This is a genomic window from Streptomyces sp. NPDC056144 (assembly GCF_042264145.1).
Taxonomy (GTDB): Bacteria; Actinomycetota; Actinomycetes; order Streptomycetales; family Streptomycetaceae; genus Streptomyces.
In genome coordinates, this window is sequence record NZ_JBHJVF010000016.1 from 79510 (window position 1) to 98762 (window position 19253).

At 73.4% G+C, this 19253-nt stretch carries 13 protein-coding genes; 3 read left to right on the forward strand and 10 right to left on the reverse strand.

The annotated features are described in order from the left end of the window. Positions 1-33: 33 nt before the first annotated feature. Both ACFC0Z_RS32520 and ACFC0Z_RS32525 read right to left on the reverse strand, forming a co-directional pair. Positions 34-2370 (reverse strand): hypothetical protein, encoded by a 2337-nt coding sequence (locus tag ACFC0Z_RS32520; RefSeq protein WP_376445647.1) that lies wholly within the window; start codon positions 2368-2370, stop codon positions 34-36. Between the two features lie 14 nt (positions 2371-2384). Beyond that, complete coding sequence (locus tag ACFC0Z_RS32525; protein ID WP_376445649.1) at positions 2385-2810, reverse strand: hypothetical protein; 426 nt, start codon at positions 2808-2810, stop codon at positions 2385-2387. A 353-nt stretch (positions 2811-3163) separates the two neighbouring features. Between ACFC0Z_RS32525 and ACFC0Z_RS32530 the strand changes: the two genes are divergently transcribed. The 3 genes from ACFC0Z_RS32530 (at position 3164) to ACFC0Z_RS32540 (ending at position 8563) form a co-directional block, all read left to right on the forward strand. Continuing rightward, entirely contained in the window at positions 3164-4141 is a 978-nt protein-coding gene (locus tag ACFC0Z_RS32530) for a serine/threonine protein kinase (RefSeq protein WP_376445652.1), read from the forward strand. Positions 4142-4255: 114 nt separating this feature from the next. After that, a complete protein-coding gene (locus tag ACFC0Z_RS32535) occupies positions 4256-6418 on the forward strand; it encodes a PQQ-binding-like beta-propeller repeat protein (protein WP_376445655.1) in 2163 nt (720 codons plus the stop codon). Between the two features lie 33 nt (positions 6419-6451). After that, positions 6452-8563, forward strand: a complete 2112-nt coding sequence (locus tag ACFC0Z_RS32540; protein ID WP_376445658.1) for a serine/threonine-protein kinase — start codon at positions 6452-6454, stop codon at positions 8561-8563. Positions 8564-8573: 10 nt separating this feature from the next. On the opposite strand, the gene ACFC0Z_RS32545 is transcribed toward ACFC0Z_RS32540, so the two are convergent. The 8 genes from ACFC0Z_RS32545 to ACFC0Z_RS32580 all read right to left on the reverse strand — a co-directional run bounded on the left by ACFC0Z_RS32545 (position 8574) and on the right by ACFC0Z_RS32580 (position 19211). Then, positions 8574-9230 (reverse strand): hypothetical protein, encoded by a 657-nt coding sequence (locus ACFC0Z_RS32545; RefSeq protein WP_376445660.1) that lies wholly within the window; start codon positions 9228-9230, stop codon positions 8574-8576. Between the two features lie 8 nt (positions 9231-9238). Continuing rightward, positions 9239-10501, reverse strand: coding sequence for a type VII secretion-associated serine protease mycosin (gene mycP, locus ACFC0Z_RS32550; protein WP_376445663.1), 1263 nt, complete (start codon positions 10499-10501; stop codon positions 9239-9241). Positions 10502-10518: 17 nt separating this feature from the next. Further along, positions 10519-12132 carry a hypothetical protein gene (locus tag ACFC0Z_RS32555; protein ID WP_376445666.1) on the reverse strand — a complete coding sequence of 538 codons (1614 nt, stop codon included), beginning with the start codon at positions 12130-12132 and terminating at the stop codon, positions 10519-10521. A gap of 54 nt (positions 12133-12186) precedes the next feature. Beyond that, entirely contained in the window at positions 12187-12675 is a 489-nt protein-coding gene (locus ACFC0Z_RS32560; protein ID WP_376445668.1) for a hypothetical protein, read from the reverse strand. A gap of 96 nt (positions 12676-12771) precedes the next feature. Continuing rightward, a complete protein-coding gene (locus ACFC0Z_RS32565) occupies positions 12772-15102 on the reverse strand; it encodes a xanthine dehydrogenase family protein molybdopterin-binding subunit (RefSeq protein WP_376445670.1) in 2331 nt (776 codons plus the stop codon). After that, positions 15099-16427: a (2Fe-2S)-binding protein gene (locus ACFC0Z_RS32570; protein ID WP_376445673.1), complete on the reverse strand. Its 1329-nt coding sequence runs from the start codon at positions 16425-16427 to the stop codon at positions 15099-15101. Before ACFC0Z_RS32570 ends, ACFC0Z_RS32565 begins: the two co-directional genes overlap by 4 nt. Next, complete coding sequence (locus tag ACFC0Z_RS32575; RefSeq protein ID WP_376445676.1) at positions 16424-17299, reverse strand: FAD binding domain-containing protein; 876 nt, start codon at positions 17297-17299, stop codon at positions 16424-16426. Before ACFC0Z_RS32575 ends, ACFC0Z_RS32570 begins: the two co-directional genes overlap by 4 nt. 262 nt (positions 17300-17561) lie before the next feature. Beyond that, complete coding sequence (locus ACFC0Z_RS32580) at positions 17562-19211, reverse strand: beta-N-acetylhexosaminidase (protein ID WP_376445678.1); 1650 nt, start codon at positions 19209-19211, stop codon at positions 17562-17564. Between the last annotated feature and the right edge of the window lie 42 nt (positions 19212-19253).

Genomic DNA, 19253 nt, shown 5'->3' on the forward strand with positions numbered 1-19253 from the left:
TCCTCAGTGTTCCTCGGTGTTCCTCGGAGGGGGTCAGCCGGTCTCGGGGGCGTTGCCGACCTGGTTCGCGTGGTCGTTGCCCTTCGCGTAACCGCCGTCCACGGACTCGATCATGTCCTGCTTGAAGTCGCTGCTCACCTGGCCGCTGTGCATGGCGAGGAACCGTTCCATCGGCGACTCCGCGCTGTACCGGCCGGCCGTGTAGATCGCCGCGTTGTCCTCGTGGATCTTGTCCTCGGTCGCGTCCTTGTGGTCGTCGACCGACTTGTCGGACCAGTCGCCGATGACCTGCCCGGCGAGCTGCTCCATGACGCCCGAGCCGGTGTCGACGGCGAGCGGTACGAGGACGGCGGCCGCGCCGACGGCGGCGGTGGCCGGCAGGAAGGCGACGCCGGCCGCGATGCCGACGGTGGCGCCGAGCTCCACCCAGCCGGCCTTGGCGGCCTGCGCCTTCTCGTACTCCTCGTGCTTCTTCATGCCCTCGGCCTCGACCTGGTTGGCACGGGACTCGTCGAGGATTCCCTGGAGGGTGGCGCCCGTGTACACGGTCGAGCGGGCCTTGCCCTCGTCGATCTTGCCGTCCGGGCCGACCTGCGCTTCGAGGACGCTGGTGGTGTAGAGCCGCTCGGCGGTCGAGACGGAGGCGTACGCGTCCGGGTGCTGCCCGAGCGTGCTGAGGAACTTCGCCGCGTCCTCGCGCTCCAGCTTCAGGTGGGACTCCGGGTCCTTCGTCGGGGCGAAGGGGCTGTCGGAGTCGTTCTTGGCGAGCGCCCAGTTGAGGTCGTCGACGTAGCCGGCGCCCATGTGGCCGAGGCTGTCCGCCAGCGGGGACTGGTACTTCTTCAGGAGCTCGGCGTCACCGCCGTACTTCGCGACGACGTCCGTCATGATCTGGGCGGTGGTCTCGTCCCGCTTCAGCTCCGGCGTCGGGTCGTCCCAGGCGTGGCCGAGCGTCGCCGCCTCCAGGGCGTGGCCGAGCGCGTCCGGCATGTAGTCCATGGACTTCTTGGCGTCGTCCGGGTCGTGGCCGTCGATGTCGGGGAAGAAGTCGTACTTCTCGTTGGCGAAGAAGTCGAGGTAGTTCCCGATCTTCTGGCCGTCCTTGTCCTTGCCGAGGTTGAGCTCGCCGCCGACGGTCCCGTCCTCCTTGTACGAGGTCAGCGGGTCCTTCGAGAAGAACTCCTTCGAGGCCTCCGGGCTGTGGCCGAGGGCTTCGAGCATCGAGACCATCGGGTCGTAGCCGGAGCCGTTGACGCCCGAGGGGTTGTACTGGTTCTTCATCCAGCCGCCCATCGCCTTGCTGTCGGCGAAGAGGTACGGGTCCTTCGCGTGGAGCTGGGTGACGTGCTCGGCGATCGGGACGAGGAACTTCTTGTCGTAGTCGCCGTAGCGCATGATGCCGCCGAGCAACTGGTAGCCGAAGGCCGGGTTGTTGTCGTACTTGGCGAGCGGGATGCGCTCGGTGCCGAGCTTCCGCATCTCCGTGGACCACTTGTCGGTCCAGGCGTCGCCGCCCTGCGTGGCGGTGGCGAGGTTCATGCCCAGGTTCTTCTGGAGCTCCTGGACGTCCGCCAGGCGCTCCTTGTCGACCTTCGAGTAGTCGTACGTGTCCGTCGACAGCTGGCCGAAGAACTCCAGGGAACCCTTGGGGCCGAGACCGTCGTAGAAGGTCCGGGAGAACTCCTTCGAGCCACTGTTGTCCTTCAGCAGCTCGTTGAGGCACATCAGCTCCTCGTGCGAGATCTCCCGGCCCTTCTTGGCCAGGTCGACGGCGCGCTGCGCCTCCTCGGCGTCGAGGCTCGTGTACTTCGGGGCGCTGAAGTTGTGCTGGTCGCCGGTGATGTTGGCCTTGAGCGCGTTGGAGCAGGACACGTCGGCGTCGTCGCAGGTCTCGACGATCGCCTCGATCCGCTTCTGCATCGCCAGGATGTCGGCGTGCTCCTTGCGGACCATGTCCTGGAAGTCGGGGTCGTGCCGCATCCCCTGGTCCTTGGTCTGCGACAGCGGCTCGCGGGCCTCGACGGTGCCGTCGGCCTTCACGAAGAAGCCCTTCGCGGGGGCCTCGGTCTCGGCGATGGCCTTGAGCTCGTCCTTCGCCTTCTTGAAGTTGTTGTAGCCGTCCTCCAGGACCTTGTGGATGCCCTCGGCGGCCTTGGCGGCGTCCTCGAACTCCTTCGCCGTCTTGTCCACGAACGGCTTGGTGACCTCGGCGTTCACGCCGCGCCAGTAGTCGTCCCTGGCCTTCGCGGCCATCGTCGTACGGGCGTCCTCGGCGAGCTTGTCCAGCTTGCCCTTCATCGCGGACCAGTCGTCGGCCGAGGCCTTCATCTTGTCGAGCGGCGCGTGGACGATGTTGTCGTACGTCAGCACAGCAGGTCCCCCGCCTACTTGAGGTATTCGTTGATCTTGGATGCCGCGAGCGACGCCCGGATGTCTTCCTCTTCCTTGGCGTGCGAGGCCGCGCTGTAGTCGAGGTGGTTGGAGATGTTCGCGCAGGCGTCGGCGAGCGTGTTCAGCTGCGAGCTCCAGGTCTCCTGCACGGTCGACATCGCGGAGCCGGTGAGGAAGCCGTTGCTCGACATGCCGGTCGCGGCTTCCGTCGTGCTCGTACGGGCGTGGTTGCCGTCCTTGACCAGCCGGCCGTGCAGGGCGTACGCGGCGCTGCCGATCTCCCCCAGCTTGTCCTGGTCGACGCTGAGGTCGGCGCTGCCGCCGCCACCGCCGGGCTCGGGGGCCACCTGGTTGAGCCTCATGCTCACGTTGGCCGTGGACGTCGTCCGTACGGACGCCCACTCCTCTTCGAACGACATGCTCTCCCCCGTGCGGTGTGCGCTCGTGCGGTTCCGGCTCGCCCGCGGCTCGCTTCGACTCGCTTCGGCTCGCTTCCGGCTTCGCCTCAGCAAGTTCCGAGCCGTGGAAATCACGGCGATCGTAGTCCCCCGGCCAAGCGTTCGAGCAATTCCGGCCGGTAAATTCCGCGCGGAGCGAGATCTTCACGGCACTTCACGAAGCTTCACGGCACCCCCATCCCCACTTCACCTTCGCAACCCGGACAGCCCGGACCTTCCGGCCGGAGCCGAGGACCGGCCCCGGACACCGCCTCGATAGGCTCGTCCCGCACCGGGTGGCCCCGGGAGCGCCGCACCGACAGGGGGAGTCACGGGTGGAACGACCGCGCACGCAGGAGAACCCCGGCCCACACCAGGCCCCGCGCCCGCATACGCATCCGCACCCGAAGCCGTACCCGTACCGGCTCGTCACCCGCCTCGACCCGCCCGGCACCGCCGTCCCCTGCCACCGCTTCGTCGCCCGCAGCGCGGACGGCGAACGCACGGTCCTGCTGAGCGCCCCGCTGCCGGGCGCCGACCTGACGCTCTTCGCCGCCGAGGCCGAAGCGGCCCACCGGTTCGTCGGCCCGTGGATCGCCCCGGTGACGGACCACGCGGGCGCCGACCGGACGACGCCCGTCCCCACCCCCTGGTACGCGAGCCCCTACGTGCCCGCCCTCCCGCTCCCCGTCGCCCTCGCCGTCCACGGCGGCCCGCTTCCCGAGACCACCGTCCGGGCCGTCGGCGCCACCCTCGCGGAAGCCCTCGCCGTCGCGCACGCCCAGGGCGTCACCCACGCCGGGGTCTCCCCCGCCGCCGTCCTCCTCACCGCCGACGGCCCCCGCCTGACCTGCTTCGGCGCGGTACGGGCCGCCGGACCCGACGGCACACCGCGCACCGGCCTGCCGGGCCTCGACCCGGGCGCGCTCGCACCCGAGCAGGCCACGGGCGGACGCCCGCGCCCGCCGGGCGACGTCTACGCGCTCGGCGCCGTCCTCGCGTACGCGGCCACCGGTCACACCGTGCCCGAACGCGAGGAACTCCCGCCCGCCCTGCGCCCGTTGATCGCGGCCTGCCTGGCCCGCGACCCCGCCGACCGCCCCACGGCGGCCGCCCTAACGTCCTCCTTCGCCCCGCCGACCGCGCACCACACGGTCCTCGACTCGGCCGGCGCGCTGCTCACGCCGGGCTGGCTGCCGGGCCGGGTGGTCGCGGCGCTGGCGAGGCAGTCGGCAGAACTGCTGGCGGCGGAACTCCCCGTACTCCCGGAGGCGTCCGCCGCACGGCTCCCGGAGGCGGCCGCCTCCCGCTAGTCCGCGTACGCGGACCCCGCGAGCGCCCCGCCGGGCGCCCCACCCGGCGCCCCACCCGGCGCCCCGCCACTCCCCCGACACCCACCACCCGCCCCTGAAGGACCCCGCCCGCCCATGCTGTCGCCCCTCACCCACGACGACCCGGCCGCCGTCGCCACGTACCGGCTCCTCGCCCGCCTCGGCTCCGGCGGCATGGGCACGGTCTATCTCGCGCGCTCCCCCGGCGGCCGTACCGTCGCGCTCAAGACGGTGCACGCGCGGCTGGCGACCGACCCCGCGTTCCGGGCACGGTTCCGCCTGGAGACGGACGCGGCGCGGATCATCGGGGCGCGGCACGGCGCGGCCGTGGTCGACGCGGACCCGCTGGCGGAGACGCCGTGGCTGGCGACCGAGTACGTCCTCGGCCCGCCGCTCGACGACGCCGTGGCGCTCGCCGGCCCGCTGCCGGAGCCGACCGTCCGCGCACTCGGCGCCGCGCTCGCGGGCGCGCTGGCGCAGCTGCACTCCTCGGACGTGGTCCACCGCGACCTGAAACCCTCGAACGTGCTCGTCACCGCGTACGGACCGAAGATCATCGACTTCGGCATCGCGCGGGCGGCGGGCGACGACCACCTGACGCGTACGGGCGCGGCGGCGGGCACCCCCGCGTTCATGTCGCCCGAGCAGGCGAGCGGCGAGGAACACCCGCCCGCGGGCGACGTGTTCGCGCTGGCGGGCGTGCTGGTCTTCGCCGCGACCGGGCACGGCCCGTTCGGCACGGGCTCGCCCGCCGACCTGCTCTACCGCGTGCGGTACGCGGACCCCGACCTCGGCGGCGTGCCGACGGGCCTCGTCCCGGTCCTGACCGCCTGCCTCTCGAAGGACCCGGCGGCCCGCCCGACGACGGCCGCGCTGATCGACCACCTCCACGACGGACACGGCGAGTTCGCCGACCACCTGCCGCCGCCGCTCCTCGCCGACATCGCCCGCCGCGCCACCGACGTCTGGACCCACACCCCCCGCCGCCTCCCGGCCCCCGCCGAGTCCGCGACGGCCCCGACCGTCACCACGACCCGGCTCTCCCGCCGCCGCCTCCTCACCCTCGGCGGCGCCGCCCTCGTCGGCACGGCGGCGGCGGGCGGCGGCCTCTGGACGTGGCTGAGCACCCGCGACGACACCCCGCCGGGCGCCACCCCGACCGCCGCGGGCCCCACGGCCGTACCGGCGACGACGGCGGCGGACGGGGCACCGAAGGCGTTGTGGCGGGCGGAGTCGCTGGACCGGGAGGAGAGGGCGACGCCGTTGGTCGCCGGGGACGTCGTCGGCTTCACCGAGACGGTGTCGTTCCGGGCGTTCGACACGCGGAACGGGGCGATGCTGTGGGAGGACGGCATGGTCGACCCCGAGCAGATCGTCACCGACGGCACGTACTTCTACGTCTCCGAGGGCCCCAGCGACGGCCCCACGGCCCTGACGATCCGGACGCTGGCGGCCCGCACCGGCGAGGAAGCGCGGAAGACCGTCACGATCAAGAGCTTCGAGGGCTCGCAGTTCGGCACCCACCTCCTCACCGCCGCAGGCGGCCGCCTCTTCGCCGCCTCGCGGATCGGCGACCGGGCGACCTCCGAGACCGGCTGGCACCTGATCGCCGTCGACCCGCGCACGGGCAAGGTCATCTGGCGGCAGCCGTACGTCTGGGACGGCGTCCGCCCGTGGCTGGCCGAGGTCGTCGGCGACCGGCTCGTCCTCGGCAAGAACAGCGGCGACCTGGAGAACTTCGTTGTCCAGGCCCGGGACGTCCGCACCGGCCGCCAGTTGTGGCGCGAGAGCGTCCCGCTCAAGGACTCGATGCAGTTCATCCCCGGCCAGCTCGCCGCCGACGAGCGGCACCTCTACCTCGGCGGCGACCGCCTGCGCGCGCTGCGCCTGACCGACGGCGGGACGGCCTGGGAGTACGGCAAGGGCGGGTCGTTCGGCGTCCCGGTCGTCTCGGACGGTCTGGTGTACGTCAACGAGGCCGGCCGGGGACTCGTCGCCCTCGACGCGGGCAAGGGCACGAAGACGTGGGAAGAGGCTCCCTCCGGCCGGAACCTGAGCCCGGACCCTCTCCGCACGCCGGTGGTCGGGACCACGCACGTGTACGCCCCCGTCCTCGGCGGCCTGAGCGCCATCGACCGGAAGACCCGCCGCTCGGCCTGGGTCTTCCCGACGGACGCGACCCGGTACGTCGTCGACACGGCGAGGACCCGGATCATCGGCGCGGGCCCGTCGTCGGTCGTGTCCCTCCCCTTCTCCTGACAGCACTCACCCGGAACCCGAAAGCGAAGACTCGTGACCGTCAAGCCCCTCGCCACCGGCGACCCGCTCCGGCTCGGCCCGTACCGCCTCCTCGGCGTCCTCGGCGAGGGCGGCATGGGCAAGGTGTACGTCGGCAGGGACGGCGAGGGCACGCCCGCCGCCGTCAAGGTCCTGCGCCCCGAACTCGCCCACGACCAGCACCTCGCCCAGCGTTTCGTCCGCGAGGCCGACATGGCGCGGGCGGTCACCAGTCCGGGTGTGGCACGGATCCTGGGCGCGCGGACCGAGGGCGGACGGCCGTGGATGGCCGCCGAGTTCCTCGCCGGACCGACGCTCGACGAGGCCGTCCGCGCGTACGGCCCGATGGACGTGCCGACGGTCCGCGCGCTCGCCGCCCGGCTGGCCCGCACGCTGCACGACATCCACACCGCCGGGCTGATCCACCGCGACCTCAAGCCCGCGAACATCGTGCTCACCTCGACCGGCCCCCGGATCATCGACTTCGGCATCGCCCGCCCCGAGCACGGCCTGACCCTCACCACAACCGGCCAGATCCCCGTCACGCCGGGGTACGGCGCCCCCGAGCAGGTCCTCGGGCAGCGCGTCGGACCGGCCTCGGACCTCTTCTCGCTCGGCGCGGTCCTCGTCTACGCGGCGAGCGGACGGCGCGCCTTCGACGCCGGGCACGTGGCGGCGCTCCAGTACGAGGTGGTGCACGGCACCCCGGACCTGAGCGCGGTCCCGCCGGAGCTCCAGGAGCTCATCGGCCCGTGCCTGGCGAAGGACCCCGCGTTCCGGCCCCTCGCGCCGCAGGTCGCCGAGGCCTTCGCGCCGCCGAAGGGCGCCGACCGCGCCTGGCGCAAGGGCCCGCTCGCCGAGGACATCAAGCGCCGCGAGACCGCCACGAAGCGCCTGGCCGCGCCCGAGGACACCGCCGTACCCTCCGCCCCGACGACCCGGCGCCGCTTCCTGACTGTGGCGGCGGTCGGCGTGGCCGTCCTGGGCGCGGGCGGCGGCGCGGGGGCGTGGTGGCTGAACCGGGACGGGGCGAACTCCCCGACCGCCGACGTGCCCCCGGCCGTACCGAAGCCCGAGGCGGCCTTCGCCTCGCTCATCGACAGCGAGCCGGGGAAGGCCCCGGACGCCCTGTGGGGGCCGCTGGACGTGACCGCCCCCGGCGGCCGTCTCCCCCTGCCCGTACGGGACGTGCTCGTCGTGCAGGCGAAGACGGCCGGGCTCCTCGCCCTCTCCGTGACGGACGGGAAGGAACGGTGGCGCGCCAAGGAGCTGAACGGGGACGCCGGTTACGCCTCCGTCGCCGACCGGCTCGTCGTCGGCGCCGACAAGGACGGGGTCCTGCACGCCTTCGTCGCCTCCAGCGGCAAGCCCGTCTGGCAGACCCCGGCCGACGCGGTCGACGTCCTCGCCGCCGACGACACCCACGTCTACGTGGTGACGAAGGACGACCGGCTGCGCGCCGTCGACGCCTGGGCCGTCAGGACGTCCTGGAGCCGCCCGCTGCTCTCGCCCCGCTCCTCGCTCGGCCCTGCCAAGGCCGCCGTGGGCGGGAAGCGGCTCGTGATCCACGGCCGGGACGGCCAGGTCGACGTCGTCGACACGGCCACCGGCGAGACCGTGTGGAAGCTCAAGGACCAGGGCACGTACGGCCAGGCACCGGCGATCAGCGGCGACACGGTCTACGTCGCCGGTCCCGACCTGATCGCGCGCAAACTCGACGACGGCTTCTCCCTCTGGGAGGAGGAGACCGGGAACCTCGGCGACCGGGACTTCGGCTGGAGCAGCCCGTGCGCCGACGGCGAGGCCGTCGTGGCCATCGACGGGTACCAGGCCTTCCGCCTCACCACCCTTGTGGAAGCCCGCAGTTCGAGCACGGAGTGGCATGTGCCCCTCGGCGGGCTGGGCAGCACGAGCCGCTCGGTGACCGCCCCCGTGGTCGAAGGCGGGACGGTCTGGCTGCTGGAACCGGACGGCGCCACCATGAAGGCGGTGAAGAAGACGACGGGCGAGGACCTGTTCACCGTGACGATGCAGCGCGAGGGCCCGTACCAGCTGGTGAGCGACGCCCACCGCGTCTTCCTCGGACGCGGCGGCCGGATCGCGGCGCTCCCGGTCTACGGCGAGTAGCCCCGGGGCCCTACGCCTTCTGCGGCACCGGCACGCCCTCGGCGAGACCCGTGTCCGCGCAGCCCAGCTCGGCGGCGACGTGGCCGGCCGCCGCGTTGGCGAGGGTGATCAGGCGCGTGCGCGTCCCGGGGCCGTCGTCCGTCGTCGCCCCGTCGGGTCCCCACACGGCCGTCTCGACGACGAAGGGGTGGGCGGGCGCCGGGAGACGGCAGGAGAAGAAGACCTTGCCGAGGTCGTCGTCGGCGTAGGCGCGGAGGCCGGAGGCGTACGCGGTGACCTCGTCCGCACGCCGGGAATCCGCCGAGGGCGCGGCCTTCACGGGCCTCAGCTCGACACGTACGGACTTCTCCGCGTCCTCGGCGCGCTCGGCCGCGAGCAGCCAGCAGTAGGGCTGAGCCTGCGGCCGGTACGCGTCGGCCAGCGGGGCGCGGGAGGCCTCGCGGAGCAGCGTGAGGGCCTTGCCGGGCTCGGACAGGTCGTCACGGAACCGTTCGCCGCCGCCCAGGAGCCGGAGCGCCTCCGTGGCGGCGGGCGCGGCGGCGAACCCGTCGCAGACCTCGGCCGCCGCACGCCCCTCCGCCCCGGCCGGGGCGTCCTCGCCGGAGCAGCCCACGAGCACTCCGGCGAACACGGCGACGGCACCGAGTCGCGTCAGTACGGGTCGCACGACGGGCGTCAGCTCCGTCGCGAACGCAGGACGGGTACGGCGATCCCGACACCGAGCAGCACGGCCGCGCCGATCCCGAGGCCGATCCACAGGCCGGTGTTGCCGCCCTCGTCGCTGTCAGCCTGCGCGACGGGAGCGGGCGCCGGGGCGGAGGTGGCGCCGGTGGAGGGAGCGCCACCGGCCGACGTGTCGGTAGGCGTGCCGCTGGGCGTGTCGGCCGAGGGCGGCGCCGTGGTCAGCGTCTCGTCGAGGTCCCCGATGGGCCGGACCCCGGCCGGACCCGGGTCCCCGGGCGTCTTCACCGCACGGAGCGGCCGCAGGATGCCGTACCCGATGAAGTCGCTGCGCTCCTCACCACCGGCGGGCTTGTTGATGGTGTTGAGCATGACCTTGAGGACCTGGTTGTTGGTCCAGTCGGGATGCTTCGACCAGACGAGCGCGGCGGTGGCGGAGGCGAGGGCGGTGGCGTGACTCGTACCGTTGAAGGTACAGCTGGGCCCGGCCGCGCAAGTGGCGACGACGTCCTTGCCGGGGGCGACTACGTCGACCTGAGGGCCGCTCTGGGAGAACGAGGCGTACTTCCCGTTCTTGTCGGTGGCGCCGACGCCGACGACACCGGGGGTCGCGCCGGGGTATTCCACCGTGTTGCTCTTGTCGCCGGTGTTGCCGACGGCGGCGAAGACCAACGCCCCCTTGTCCATGGCGTACTTCACGGCATCGGTGAGCTTCTGCGAGCCCGACCGCGAACCCAGCGAGATGTTGACGACCTTCGCCCCCGCGTCGACGGCGGAACGAATCGCCTCGGGCACGACGGTGTTGAACCGCCGCTCTCCGTCAGCCGCGTTGCCGTCGCCGCCGCCTCCCGGTACTCGTATGGAGAGGATCTTGGCTTTGGGAGCCAGGCCGTACGCGCCCTTGCCGCCGTTCGCCGCACCAGTGCCGGCGATGAGGACGGCCATGCTCGAGCCGTGTCCCTCGTGGTCGGTGCCGGCGTCACCCCCCTTGCCCGGGTCGAAGTCCTTGCCCTTGACGACCTGACCCTTGAGGTCCGGCAGTTCCTGGTCCACACCGCTGTCGATGACGGCAACGGTGACGCCCTCACCCTTGCTGATCTGCCAGATCTCCTCGGCCTTCATCGCGGTGAGGTGCCACTGGCGGTCCCGCACGCCCTCCGCGTGGGCGGGTACGGAAGCGATGCCCACGAGCAGCATCCCCAAGGCGGCCGACCCGGTCAGGCGGGCACGGCGACGACGAATACTGCTGGTAGGCATCTGCTTCCTCGCGCTGATCAGTCGATGACGGGCGGCGCCGGACGGCGGTTGCCCTGCTGCCAGGTTTCCTCGTCCTCGACCAGGTAGTCGGGACGCTCTCCGTTCCGCTCCTCGCGCTCCTCGTCGGGGCGGGTGTTGCCGCCACGTACGAGTCCGGAGCCGCCGGCCGTGAAGGGCCGCGCGCCACCGGTGCCGGCGGAACGCTGTGCCTTGCCGCCGACGATCCCGCCGGTCTCACCGGCGAGGCGACGGCCGGTCGCGCCGTTGCGGCCGGCACCCGAGCCTCCGCCCATGGCACCGCCCATCCCGCCGCCCATGCCCATGCCGCCGCGTCCGACGCCCGAGCCGTTGCGCCCGCCCGTCTCGCCGCCGATGACGGTGCCGCGCGGGATGCCCGTGGCGGGCCGCCCCTGCGTGCTGGGGACCGGACGGCCGCCGCTGATGCCCTCACGGACGGCGCCGGGCATGCCGGGCAGACCGGGCATGCCGCGCCCGGAGCCGAGCGGACCACGGCTGCCGCCGGTGACGGGGCCGGTGGACGGCAGCGTTCCCGGCAGCCCGCCCTTGCCGGCGGCCGGGGGGATGCCGGTGGTGGTGACGAACGGCGGCGTGGCGCCGCCCTCCGGCTTGGTGACCGGCGGCCCGCCGCCGGGGTTCTGCCCCGTCGGTCCGGTCTGCCCGGAGGGTCCGGTGGTGCTCGGCGGCAGCGTCTCGACGCTGTCGATGCCGAGGTCTGCCGGGGTGTCCGGCCGCGTCTCGGTGTGGCCGTCGGGCGTGCTCGGCCGGCTCGGCCCGGTGGAGTCTCCGGACGGCGGCGTCGAGGGCGTGTCGGGCGTCGAAGGGGTGTGGGACTGCGAGGGAGGCGTGCCCGTGTCGGTGTCCGTCCCGGTGTTCGCGTCCGGTCGCGTCCCGGTGACCGTGTCGGACCGCGTCCCCGACCTCGTATCCGAGGACGAGGAGTACCGCTGCCCTCCCGACGTGGAGTCGGCGGTGCCGCTGCCGAGCCGGTCAGTGCGTTCCGGCACGAACTCCCCCGGCGGCGGCGGAAACGTAGGCGGCTCGAAGCTCGACATGTAGTAGCTCGACCACGTGTACGAGGACGACAGCCGCGTCATCTCGGCCGCCGCCTCCTGCTTGTTCTGCGCCTCCTTGGCCAGGATGTCGTCCAGCTTGTCGCTGGCCGCGGCGGCCTTCGCCGCGTTGCGGGCGACGACGGCCGAGTCGGGGTCGTTGGGGTAGTCCTGCGCGGCCCGCAGGTTGGCCTTGGCCTGCTCGTGCGAGGTGTAGCGGGGGATGGCGCTCTTCGCGCTGGCGATGGCCTGCGAGGCGTTGGCCATCCAGGTGGCCGAGTTGCCGCTGTAGTCGCTGAGCGAGAGGGTCGAGCTGACGATGCTCATGGCCCACTCGTCGAACGCCTGCTGTGCCTCGCCCTTCCACTCCTCGTTGGCCGTGCCGACGCGGCCCTTGAGCTTTTCGGCGACGTCCATCAGGTCCAGGGACGCCTGCCGCAGGCGGTCGCCCGCGAGCCTGACGGAGGGCTCGCTGGCTTCGTCCAGCCACTCCAGCATCTTCTGGTGGGTCATGGCGTAGAAGTTGGTCCCGCCGTATCCGCTGCTCTCTGCGTCCCTCATCCTTCGCCTCTTCCCCGTATGCCTCGTGACCCCGTCCGACCGTGCCGACCGGCGCTAGCTGTAGGCGCTGTCGCTGTCGCTCGCGGCTTCCTGGCTGCCCTCGCTCGTCGGGATGCGTCCGGCTTCCCGGTCTGCCTTCGTCTTGGCGTCGTCGGTCCGCTGATGAATGTTGATCATCTTCTGCTTGACGTCGTCGTCCATCTCCTGGAACCCGTCGCGGGAGACGACGACCGCGATGCTGAGCCCTTCGAGGCAGTCCTTGAGGAGGCCGGAGAGCTCCGTCAGCTTGCCGACGACGGTCGAGTACGACGTGTAGATGCCGTTCGCCTCGCTCCAGCCGGCTCCGCCGCCGCCGAACTGGCCGCGCTGGACGGGATCGGCCTCCATCTTGCCCTTGTCGGCCTCGGAGGCGACGAGCTGGTCGATGATCGCGTCGATGCCCTGCTTGAGATCGGTCATCGTCTCGGCGTTGTACCGCACCGCCGCCGCGCTCATCCCGCGCATCGCGTAGGACCCGCCGCCCCCGTCCACGTAGGCTTCCATGCCCGCGCTCCTCCCCCGTGTGTTCGACAGTTCACTGTACTGACGAACGACGACAGCGCGCACCTGCCAGTTGCACAAGCAACCGACATCACACGGTTACGAATTGGGCACGGCCACCGCCGCCTGCGGCCTGATCGGCAGGCGGTTGACGGGGCGTCCGGTCGCCGCGCGTACCGCTGAGGCCACTGCGGCCGGTGAGGTGACGACCGGTACCGCGCTCGCCGCCTTCGCGCCGAACGGGGCCACGACATCGCGTTCTTCGACGAGTTTCACGATGCGAATGTCCGGGGCATCCAGGGATGTCGGAAGTGCGTATCCGGTGAGGTCGGGGTGCCGGACCAGGCCGCGCGCCGTGCGGAGGTTCTCCGTGAGGGCCGCGCCGACGCCCTGGGTGACGCCCGCCTCGATGCGTACGGCGAGCTGGGCGGGGTTGAGGATCCGGCCGACGTCCTGGGCGACGGCCATCTCCACGACGCGTACCGCGCCGAGTTCGATGTCCACGTCGACCACCGCGCGGATCGCGCAGAACGCGATGCCGACGAAGGCGTCGCCCTGGCCGTCCTCGTCGAGGGGCTCGGTCGGGTGGGGGCGGCACTGGGCGGTGGCCCAGAGTTCCTTGCCGTCCATGGCCTCCGTCACCGTCGTCGACAGGACGCCGTCGTACGAGGTGATCTTGCCGTCGGTGATCTGGAGGAGCTCCGTCGACATGCCGAACTTGTGGGCCAGCGGCTGGAGGAGCTGCGTGCGGACCATCTTCGCGGCCCGTTCGACCGCGCCGCCCGACACCCACGTGTGGCGGCCGTGCGCGGCGGGTCCGGCCGGCGGCTGGTCGGTGTCGACGGGGGCCACGTGGACCTCGTCGATGCCGAGGGTCTCCTGCACGATCTGGCGGGCGAGGGTGGAGAAGCCGGAGCCCGTGTCCACGGCCGAGCAGATGACCGTCGCCACGCCGTCCATGACGCGGACGGTCGCCGTCGAGACCTCGTCCATGCCCTCGGCGCCGAGCATGTGCACCATGCCGAGCGCGTAGCCGACGCCCCGCCGCACCGCGCCGGGTTCGCCCGCGCCCTCGGGGCCGCCGGGCAGCAGCCAGTCGTCCTCCGGGGTGTCCTTGGGGAGCGGCGGGAGCGGGAAGTCGCGGACGGCGGAGAGGAGTTCGGCCACGGGGGCCGGGCAGGTGACGGTCTGGCCGGTCGGCAGGATGTCGCCGGTCGCCATCACGTTCCGCATGCGCAACTCGGCCGGATCCACGCCGAGTTTGGCCGCGAGCTTGTCCATCTGCGCCTCGTACGCGGCGCAGACCTGCATCGCGCCCTCGCCGCGCACGTGGCCGGACGGCGGGTTGTTGGTGCGGACCGCCCAGCCCTCGACGAAGGCGTGCGGCACGACGTACGGGCCGCAGGCGAAGGCGACGGCCGCCGCGAGCGACTCCGACGAGGAGTCGGCGTACGCGCCCGCGTCGAGCAGGATCTGCGCCTCCACCTTCACGAGCCGCCCTTCGGCGTCCGCGTGGTGGCGGTAGCGCAGCAGGGTGGGGTGGCGGTGGGCGTGGCCGAGGAAGGAGTCCTCGCGCGTAGCGGTGATCTTGACCGGGCATCCGGTACGCAGCGCGAGCAGGCCCAGCGGGATCTGGAAGCCCGGGTCCTCGCGGTCTCCGGTGGCGCCGGGGACGCCGGTGACGACGACCTTGACCTGCTCGGGCGGCAGGCCGAAGCAGGCGGCGGCCAGGTCGCGGTCGGTGTGCGGGTCGGTCGACGCGGTGTAGAGCTCGACGCCGCCGTCGGGGCGCGGCACGGCGAGCCCGGCCTCGGCTCCGATCGGCGCCGGGTCCTGGCGGCCGATCCGGTACAGCCCCTCGACGACGACCTCGCCGGTGACCTCCGGGTCGCCGAAGCGGAGCGGGATGTGCCGGATCAGGTTGCCGTCGGGGTGCAGCGCCTCGGCGGCGAAGGCCTTCTCCGGGTCGGTGACCGGTTCGAGGACCTCGTACTCGACGCTGATGGCGGCGGCGGCGAGCCGGGCCGTGTCGGGGTGGTCGGCGGCGACGGCCGCGAGGGCCTCGCCGTGGTGGCGCACGAGGTCGGAGGCGAAGACCGGGCGGTCCGCGACCCGGCGGCCGTACGTGGCCGCGCCCGGCACGTCGGCGGCCGTCACCACGGCCCGTACGCCCGGCATGGACGTCGCGGCCGAGGTGTCGATGGAGACGATCCGCGCGTGCGGGTGCGGGGAGCGCAGGATCGCGGCCCAGAGCAGGCCCTCGGCCCACAGGTCGGCGGCGTACGGGAAGGTGCCCTCGGTCTTCGCCCGCGACTCGGCCTGCGGGAGCGAGGCGCCGAGGCCGTGCGCGACGGGCTCCGGGTCCGGGGCCGCCCCGGGGACGTCCAGGAAAACGGGAGCGGGAATCGCGGTGGTCGCGTCGCTGCTCACGCCATGCCTCCGTCATGCGGGTGGGGAATCTGCTGCGGTACGTGGATGCCCTCGGCGGCCTCCGTACCGATGGAACCGATGGAGCCGGTCGGACCCGTCGGGCCGGTGGTGCCGGTGGGCGCGGTCGCGGCGGCGGCCGCCTCGCGCTCGGCGACGACGTCCCGTACGGCTTCGAGGACGCCGCGGTAGCCCGAACAGCGGCAGAGGTTGCCGGCGAGGGCCTGACGGGTTTCGAGCTCGGTGGGGGCGTGGTTGCCTTCGAGGAGGTCGTGCACGGTCATGCACATGCCCGGGATGCAGAAGCCGCACTGCACGGTGCCGCACTTCGACATGGCCCGCTGCACGTCGGACGGTTCGCCGTCCACGGCGAGGCCCTCGACCGTCCGCACCTCGGAACCGGCGGCGGTCGCCGCGGGCACCAGGCAGGAGGCGACGAGCCGGCCGTCGACCTGCACGTTGCACGCGCCGCACTCGCCCTGCGAGCAGCCGTCCTTGGCCCCGGCGAGGCCGAGGCGCTCGCGCAGGACGTAGAGCAGCGACTCGCCGATCCAGGACCCGGTGACGGGCCGGTCGGTGCCGTTGACCCGCAGCGTGTACGAGGTGTGCGGGTGCTCCTCGCTGTCGGTGGAGGCGTACGCGGGTACGGGTACGGGCGCGGGCTCGGCGGGTACGGGCGCGGGTACGGGCTCCGCGTCCGGTACGGCCTCCGGGGCGACCTCGTCGACGGCCTCGGGCTCCAGCTCCAGCTCCGGCTCCGGCTCCGGCTCCGGCTCGGTGGCCTCCACGGCCTCCGGCGCGGCGGCCTCCTCGGCCACGGCCTCCGGCTCCTCCGGGAGCGCCCACGGCGCGGGCGCGCCGCCCGGCAGCGTCGCCGGGGCGTGCTCGTACGAGGGCACCTCGGGGAGGACGGCCTCGGGCGCGGCCTCCTCCGGCACCGCCGGGATCTCCCACTGGCCCGACGGCGCGGAGACCTCCGTGAAGTTCCACTCCGCCGTCGCGTGCGGGTCGTGCCCGGTCAGGGGCTCGGCGACGTGCTCGGGCTGGTCGAAGTACTGGACCTGCTCCGCCTCCGTCGGCAGGTGCACGTTCCACGCGCCCGTCGCCGCCGGGTCCGTCGCCGCCGCCTGGGTCAGCGGCTGGAGCGGGACGATCATCGGCGGGGTGTAGCCGTGGCCGGGTGCCTCCAGGGGCACGCCGTCCAGCATGAAGTCGGGCGGCAGCTGCACGAAGGCGGTCGCGCCCTCGTCGTAGCCCTCGCTCTGCGGGATCGGCTCCCAGGCTCCCGGCGTCCCGCCGTGGTTCCCGTGCTGTTCGTCGCCGCTCATGCCAGCGCCCTCCCCAGTGCCCGTCGGGCGAGTGCGGCGACGGTGCGCCGCAGGTGCAGTACGGCGGGGGGCAGCGGCTCGCCGCCCTCCGGGTCCGGGATGCAGGCGGCGGCGACGTACTCGCCGAACGCCGTCAGCGCCTCGGGGGCCAGCGCCCGGTCGTTGTCCCAGTCCACGAGCGAGGCGATCCAGCGCTCCGCCTCCAGGGGGCGCAGCGGCATGGGCGCGACGGCGCCGACCGCGCAGCGGATCCCGCGCCGGGCCGGGTCGAGGACGACGGCGACGGAGGCGGTGGCGCGGGCGGGGCCGGTGCGGCCGGTGGCCTTGAGGAAGACCTGGGGGGCGTGCAGCAGGGGCACGCGGACGAAGGCGACGAGCTCGCCGGGGACCAGCAGGTCGCGGCCGGCGAGCAGGTGGCTGACGGGGATCTCGCGGTTGCCGAGCGGGCCGACGACGACGAGGTCGGCTTCGAGGGCGGCGAGGACGGGCAGCGAGTCGCCGGTGGGGGCGGCGGTGACGACGTTGCCGCCGAGGGTGCCGGCGTTGCGGATCTGCGGCGGTCCGGCGGCGCGGGAGGCTGCGGCGAGGGCCGGGATGAGGGCGGCGAAGTCGGGGCGGCCCATCCGGGCGTGGGTGAGGCCGGCGCCGAGGAGGGCGTGGCCGTCCTGGTACTGCCAGCCGCGGATCTCGTTGATGCGGCTGAGGCCGACGAGTCCGGCGGGGCGGAGCTGGCCCCGGTTGACGGCGGCCATCAGGTCGGTGCCGCCCGCGACGGGCACGGCGGCGGGCATGGCGGTGAGCGCCGCCACGGCCTCGTCCAGCGAGGCGGGCAGCGTCACGTACTGCGCCGTCCGTGGTGCGTGCGTGGTCAACCCGCTGCCCCTTCCCGGTGTCCCGAGTGGTCCCCGACTGTGCCCGCCCGTCGCGCCTGCTGTCACGTCTCCCGTGACGTCCGCCGTCGCGCCTGCGTGTGGGCGTACCGTACGTGCTCACACGCCGGACGTGGCAACTCTGGCACATCTTCCGAGCCGTCCGGCGCGAGGGTCCGCGAAGGACGGTTCCGTCCGGGAAGCCCCGTGAGGGACCGTAACTTCCCGTTCGCCGCTCTTGGGTGAACCGGGGGCGCGACGTCCCTCACACGTTCGGGGGCGGGCCCTCCAGGGGACGGCCGATCAGTCCCGGGCGGCGCTGCCACGGACGGGGTCCGGACGGCGGGCGGTAGTCGACGCCGAGGGCGTCGAGGCGGGCGTAGTGGGTGCGCATCCGGCGCTCGAAGTCCGCGTAGTCGCGCGCCCGGGGCGCGGGGAGCGCGGACCAGGCGACCTCGGCGAAGGCGGCGAGGCGCGGGAAGACCTGGTAGTCGACGCGGGCCCGGTTCTCCGTGACCTCGGTCCAGACGTTGGCCTGGGTTCCCAGGATGTGGGCGGCGGCCTCGGGCGGGAGGCCGGGCGGGACGGGCTCGAAGCGGTAGACGTCCTCCAGGGTGCGGACGAAGCCGAGGGGCACCGGCTCGTCCTCGCCCGGCGCCTGACGGTGGTCCAGGTACACGTGCTGCTCGGGGCACATGACGACGTCGTGGCCGGCCTCGGCGGCGGCGATCCCGCCCCCGTAGCCCCGCCAGGAGGAGACGGCGGCGCCCTCGGCGAGTCCGCCCTCCAGGATCTCGTCCCAGCCGATCAGCCGCCTGCCGCGGTCGGCGAGCCAGCGGTCGAAGTGGCGGATGAACCAGGACTGGAGGCCGTCCTCGTCGCCGACGCCGAGTTCCTCGATGCGGGCCTGGGCGGCCGGGGAGGCCTTCCACTGGTCCTTGGGGCACTCGTCGCCGCCGACGTGGACGAAGGGGGACGGGAAGAGGTCGAGGACCTCCTCGAAGACGTCCTCGTAGAAGCGCAGGACGGCCTCGGTGGGGGCGAGGACGTTCGGGTTGACGCCCCAGGTGTCCCAGACGGTGAGGGCGGCGGTGTCGACGACGTCGGTGTTGCCGAGTTCGGGGTAGGCGGCGATGGCGGCCTGCGCGTGGCCGGGGAGGTCGATCTCGGGGACGACGGTGATGTGCCGTGCGGCGGCGTAGGCGACGATCTCGCGGAGGTCGTCCTGGGTGTAGAAGCCGCCGTGCGGGGCCTCGGTCCACAGCGGGGACGCCCGGTGCCCCCACTTGGTACGGGCCCGCCAGGCGCCGACCTCGGTGAGCCTCGGGTGGCGCTTGATCTCGACGCGCCAGCCCTGGTCGTCGGTGAGGTGGAGGTGCAGGACGTTGAGCTTGTGGGCGGCGAGGAGGTCGACGTACCGCAGGACGTCCGCCTTGGGCAGGAAGTGCCGGGCGACGTCGAGGAGGAGGCCGCGCCAGCCGAAGCGGGGGGCGTCCTCGACGACCTGCGCGGTGAGGGCGGGGGCTCGCTCCGGGGCGGCGGGCGCGCGGCGGAAGGCGTCGGGGCCGAGGAGCTGACGGAGGGTCTGGGCGCCCCAGAAGACGCCGGCGGGGCCGCCGCCGGTGAGCGTGGCGGTCCGGTCGGCGCGGATGTCGAGCCGGTACGCCTCCGGGGGCAGCGTCTCGTCGACGCGGAGCCGTACGACGTCGGTGGCGGCTCCCTCGCGCGCGTCCGGCAGCGGGAGGCCGAAGGCGTCGCCGAGCACGGCGCGCAGCCAGCGGGCGGTGTTCCCGGTGCCGGGGGCCGCGTCGAGGGCGGTCCGCTCGCCCAGCGGGAAGGAGCCGTCGGACGGGCCCTCCACGCGCGCGGGTGCCGGGATGAGGTCGTGCGGGGCGTGCGGGTGGCGGGGCTCCATGTCCGGTCCTCCGAGCTGGCGTTGCAGCATGCGCAACGCGCG

What these genes read in the sequence shown, in the direction of transcription:
- ACFC0Z_RS32525 (WP_376445649.1), bottom strand. Translation starts at nt 2,810, where the DNA reads ATGTCGTTCGAAGAGGAGTGGGCGTCCGTACGGACGACGTCCACGGCC.
- ACFC0Z_RS32535 (WP_376445655.1), top strand. Translation starts at nt 4,256, where the DNA reads ATGCTGTCGCCCCTCACCCACGACGACCCGGCCGCCGTCGCCACGTAC.
- mycP (WP_376445663.1), bottom strand. Translation starts at nt 10,501, where the DNA reads ATGCCTACCAGCAGTATTCGTCGTCGCCGTGCCCGCCTGACCGGGTCG.
- ACFC0Z_RS32555 (WP_376445666.1), bottom strand. Translation starts at nt 12,132, where the DNA reads ATGAGGGACGCAGAGAGCAGCGGATACGGCGGGACCAACTTCTACGCC.
- ACFC0Z_RS32570 (WP_376445673.1), bottom strand. Translation starts at nt 16,427, where the DNA reads ATGAGCGGCGACGAACAGCACGGGAACCACGGCGGGACGCCGGGAGCC.
- ACFC0Z_RS32580 (WP_376445678.1), bottom strand. Translation starts at nt 19,211, where the DNA reads ATGGAGCCCCGCCACCCGCACGCCCCGCACGACCTCATCCCGGCACCC.
- ACFC0Z_RS32560 (WP_376445668.1), bottom strand. Translation starts at nt 12,675, where the DNA reads ATGGAAGCCTACGTGGACGGGGGCGGCGGGTCCTACGCGATGCGCGGG.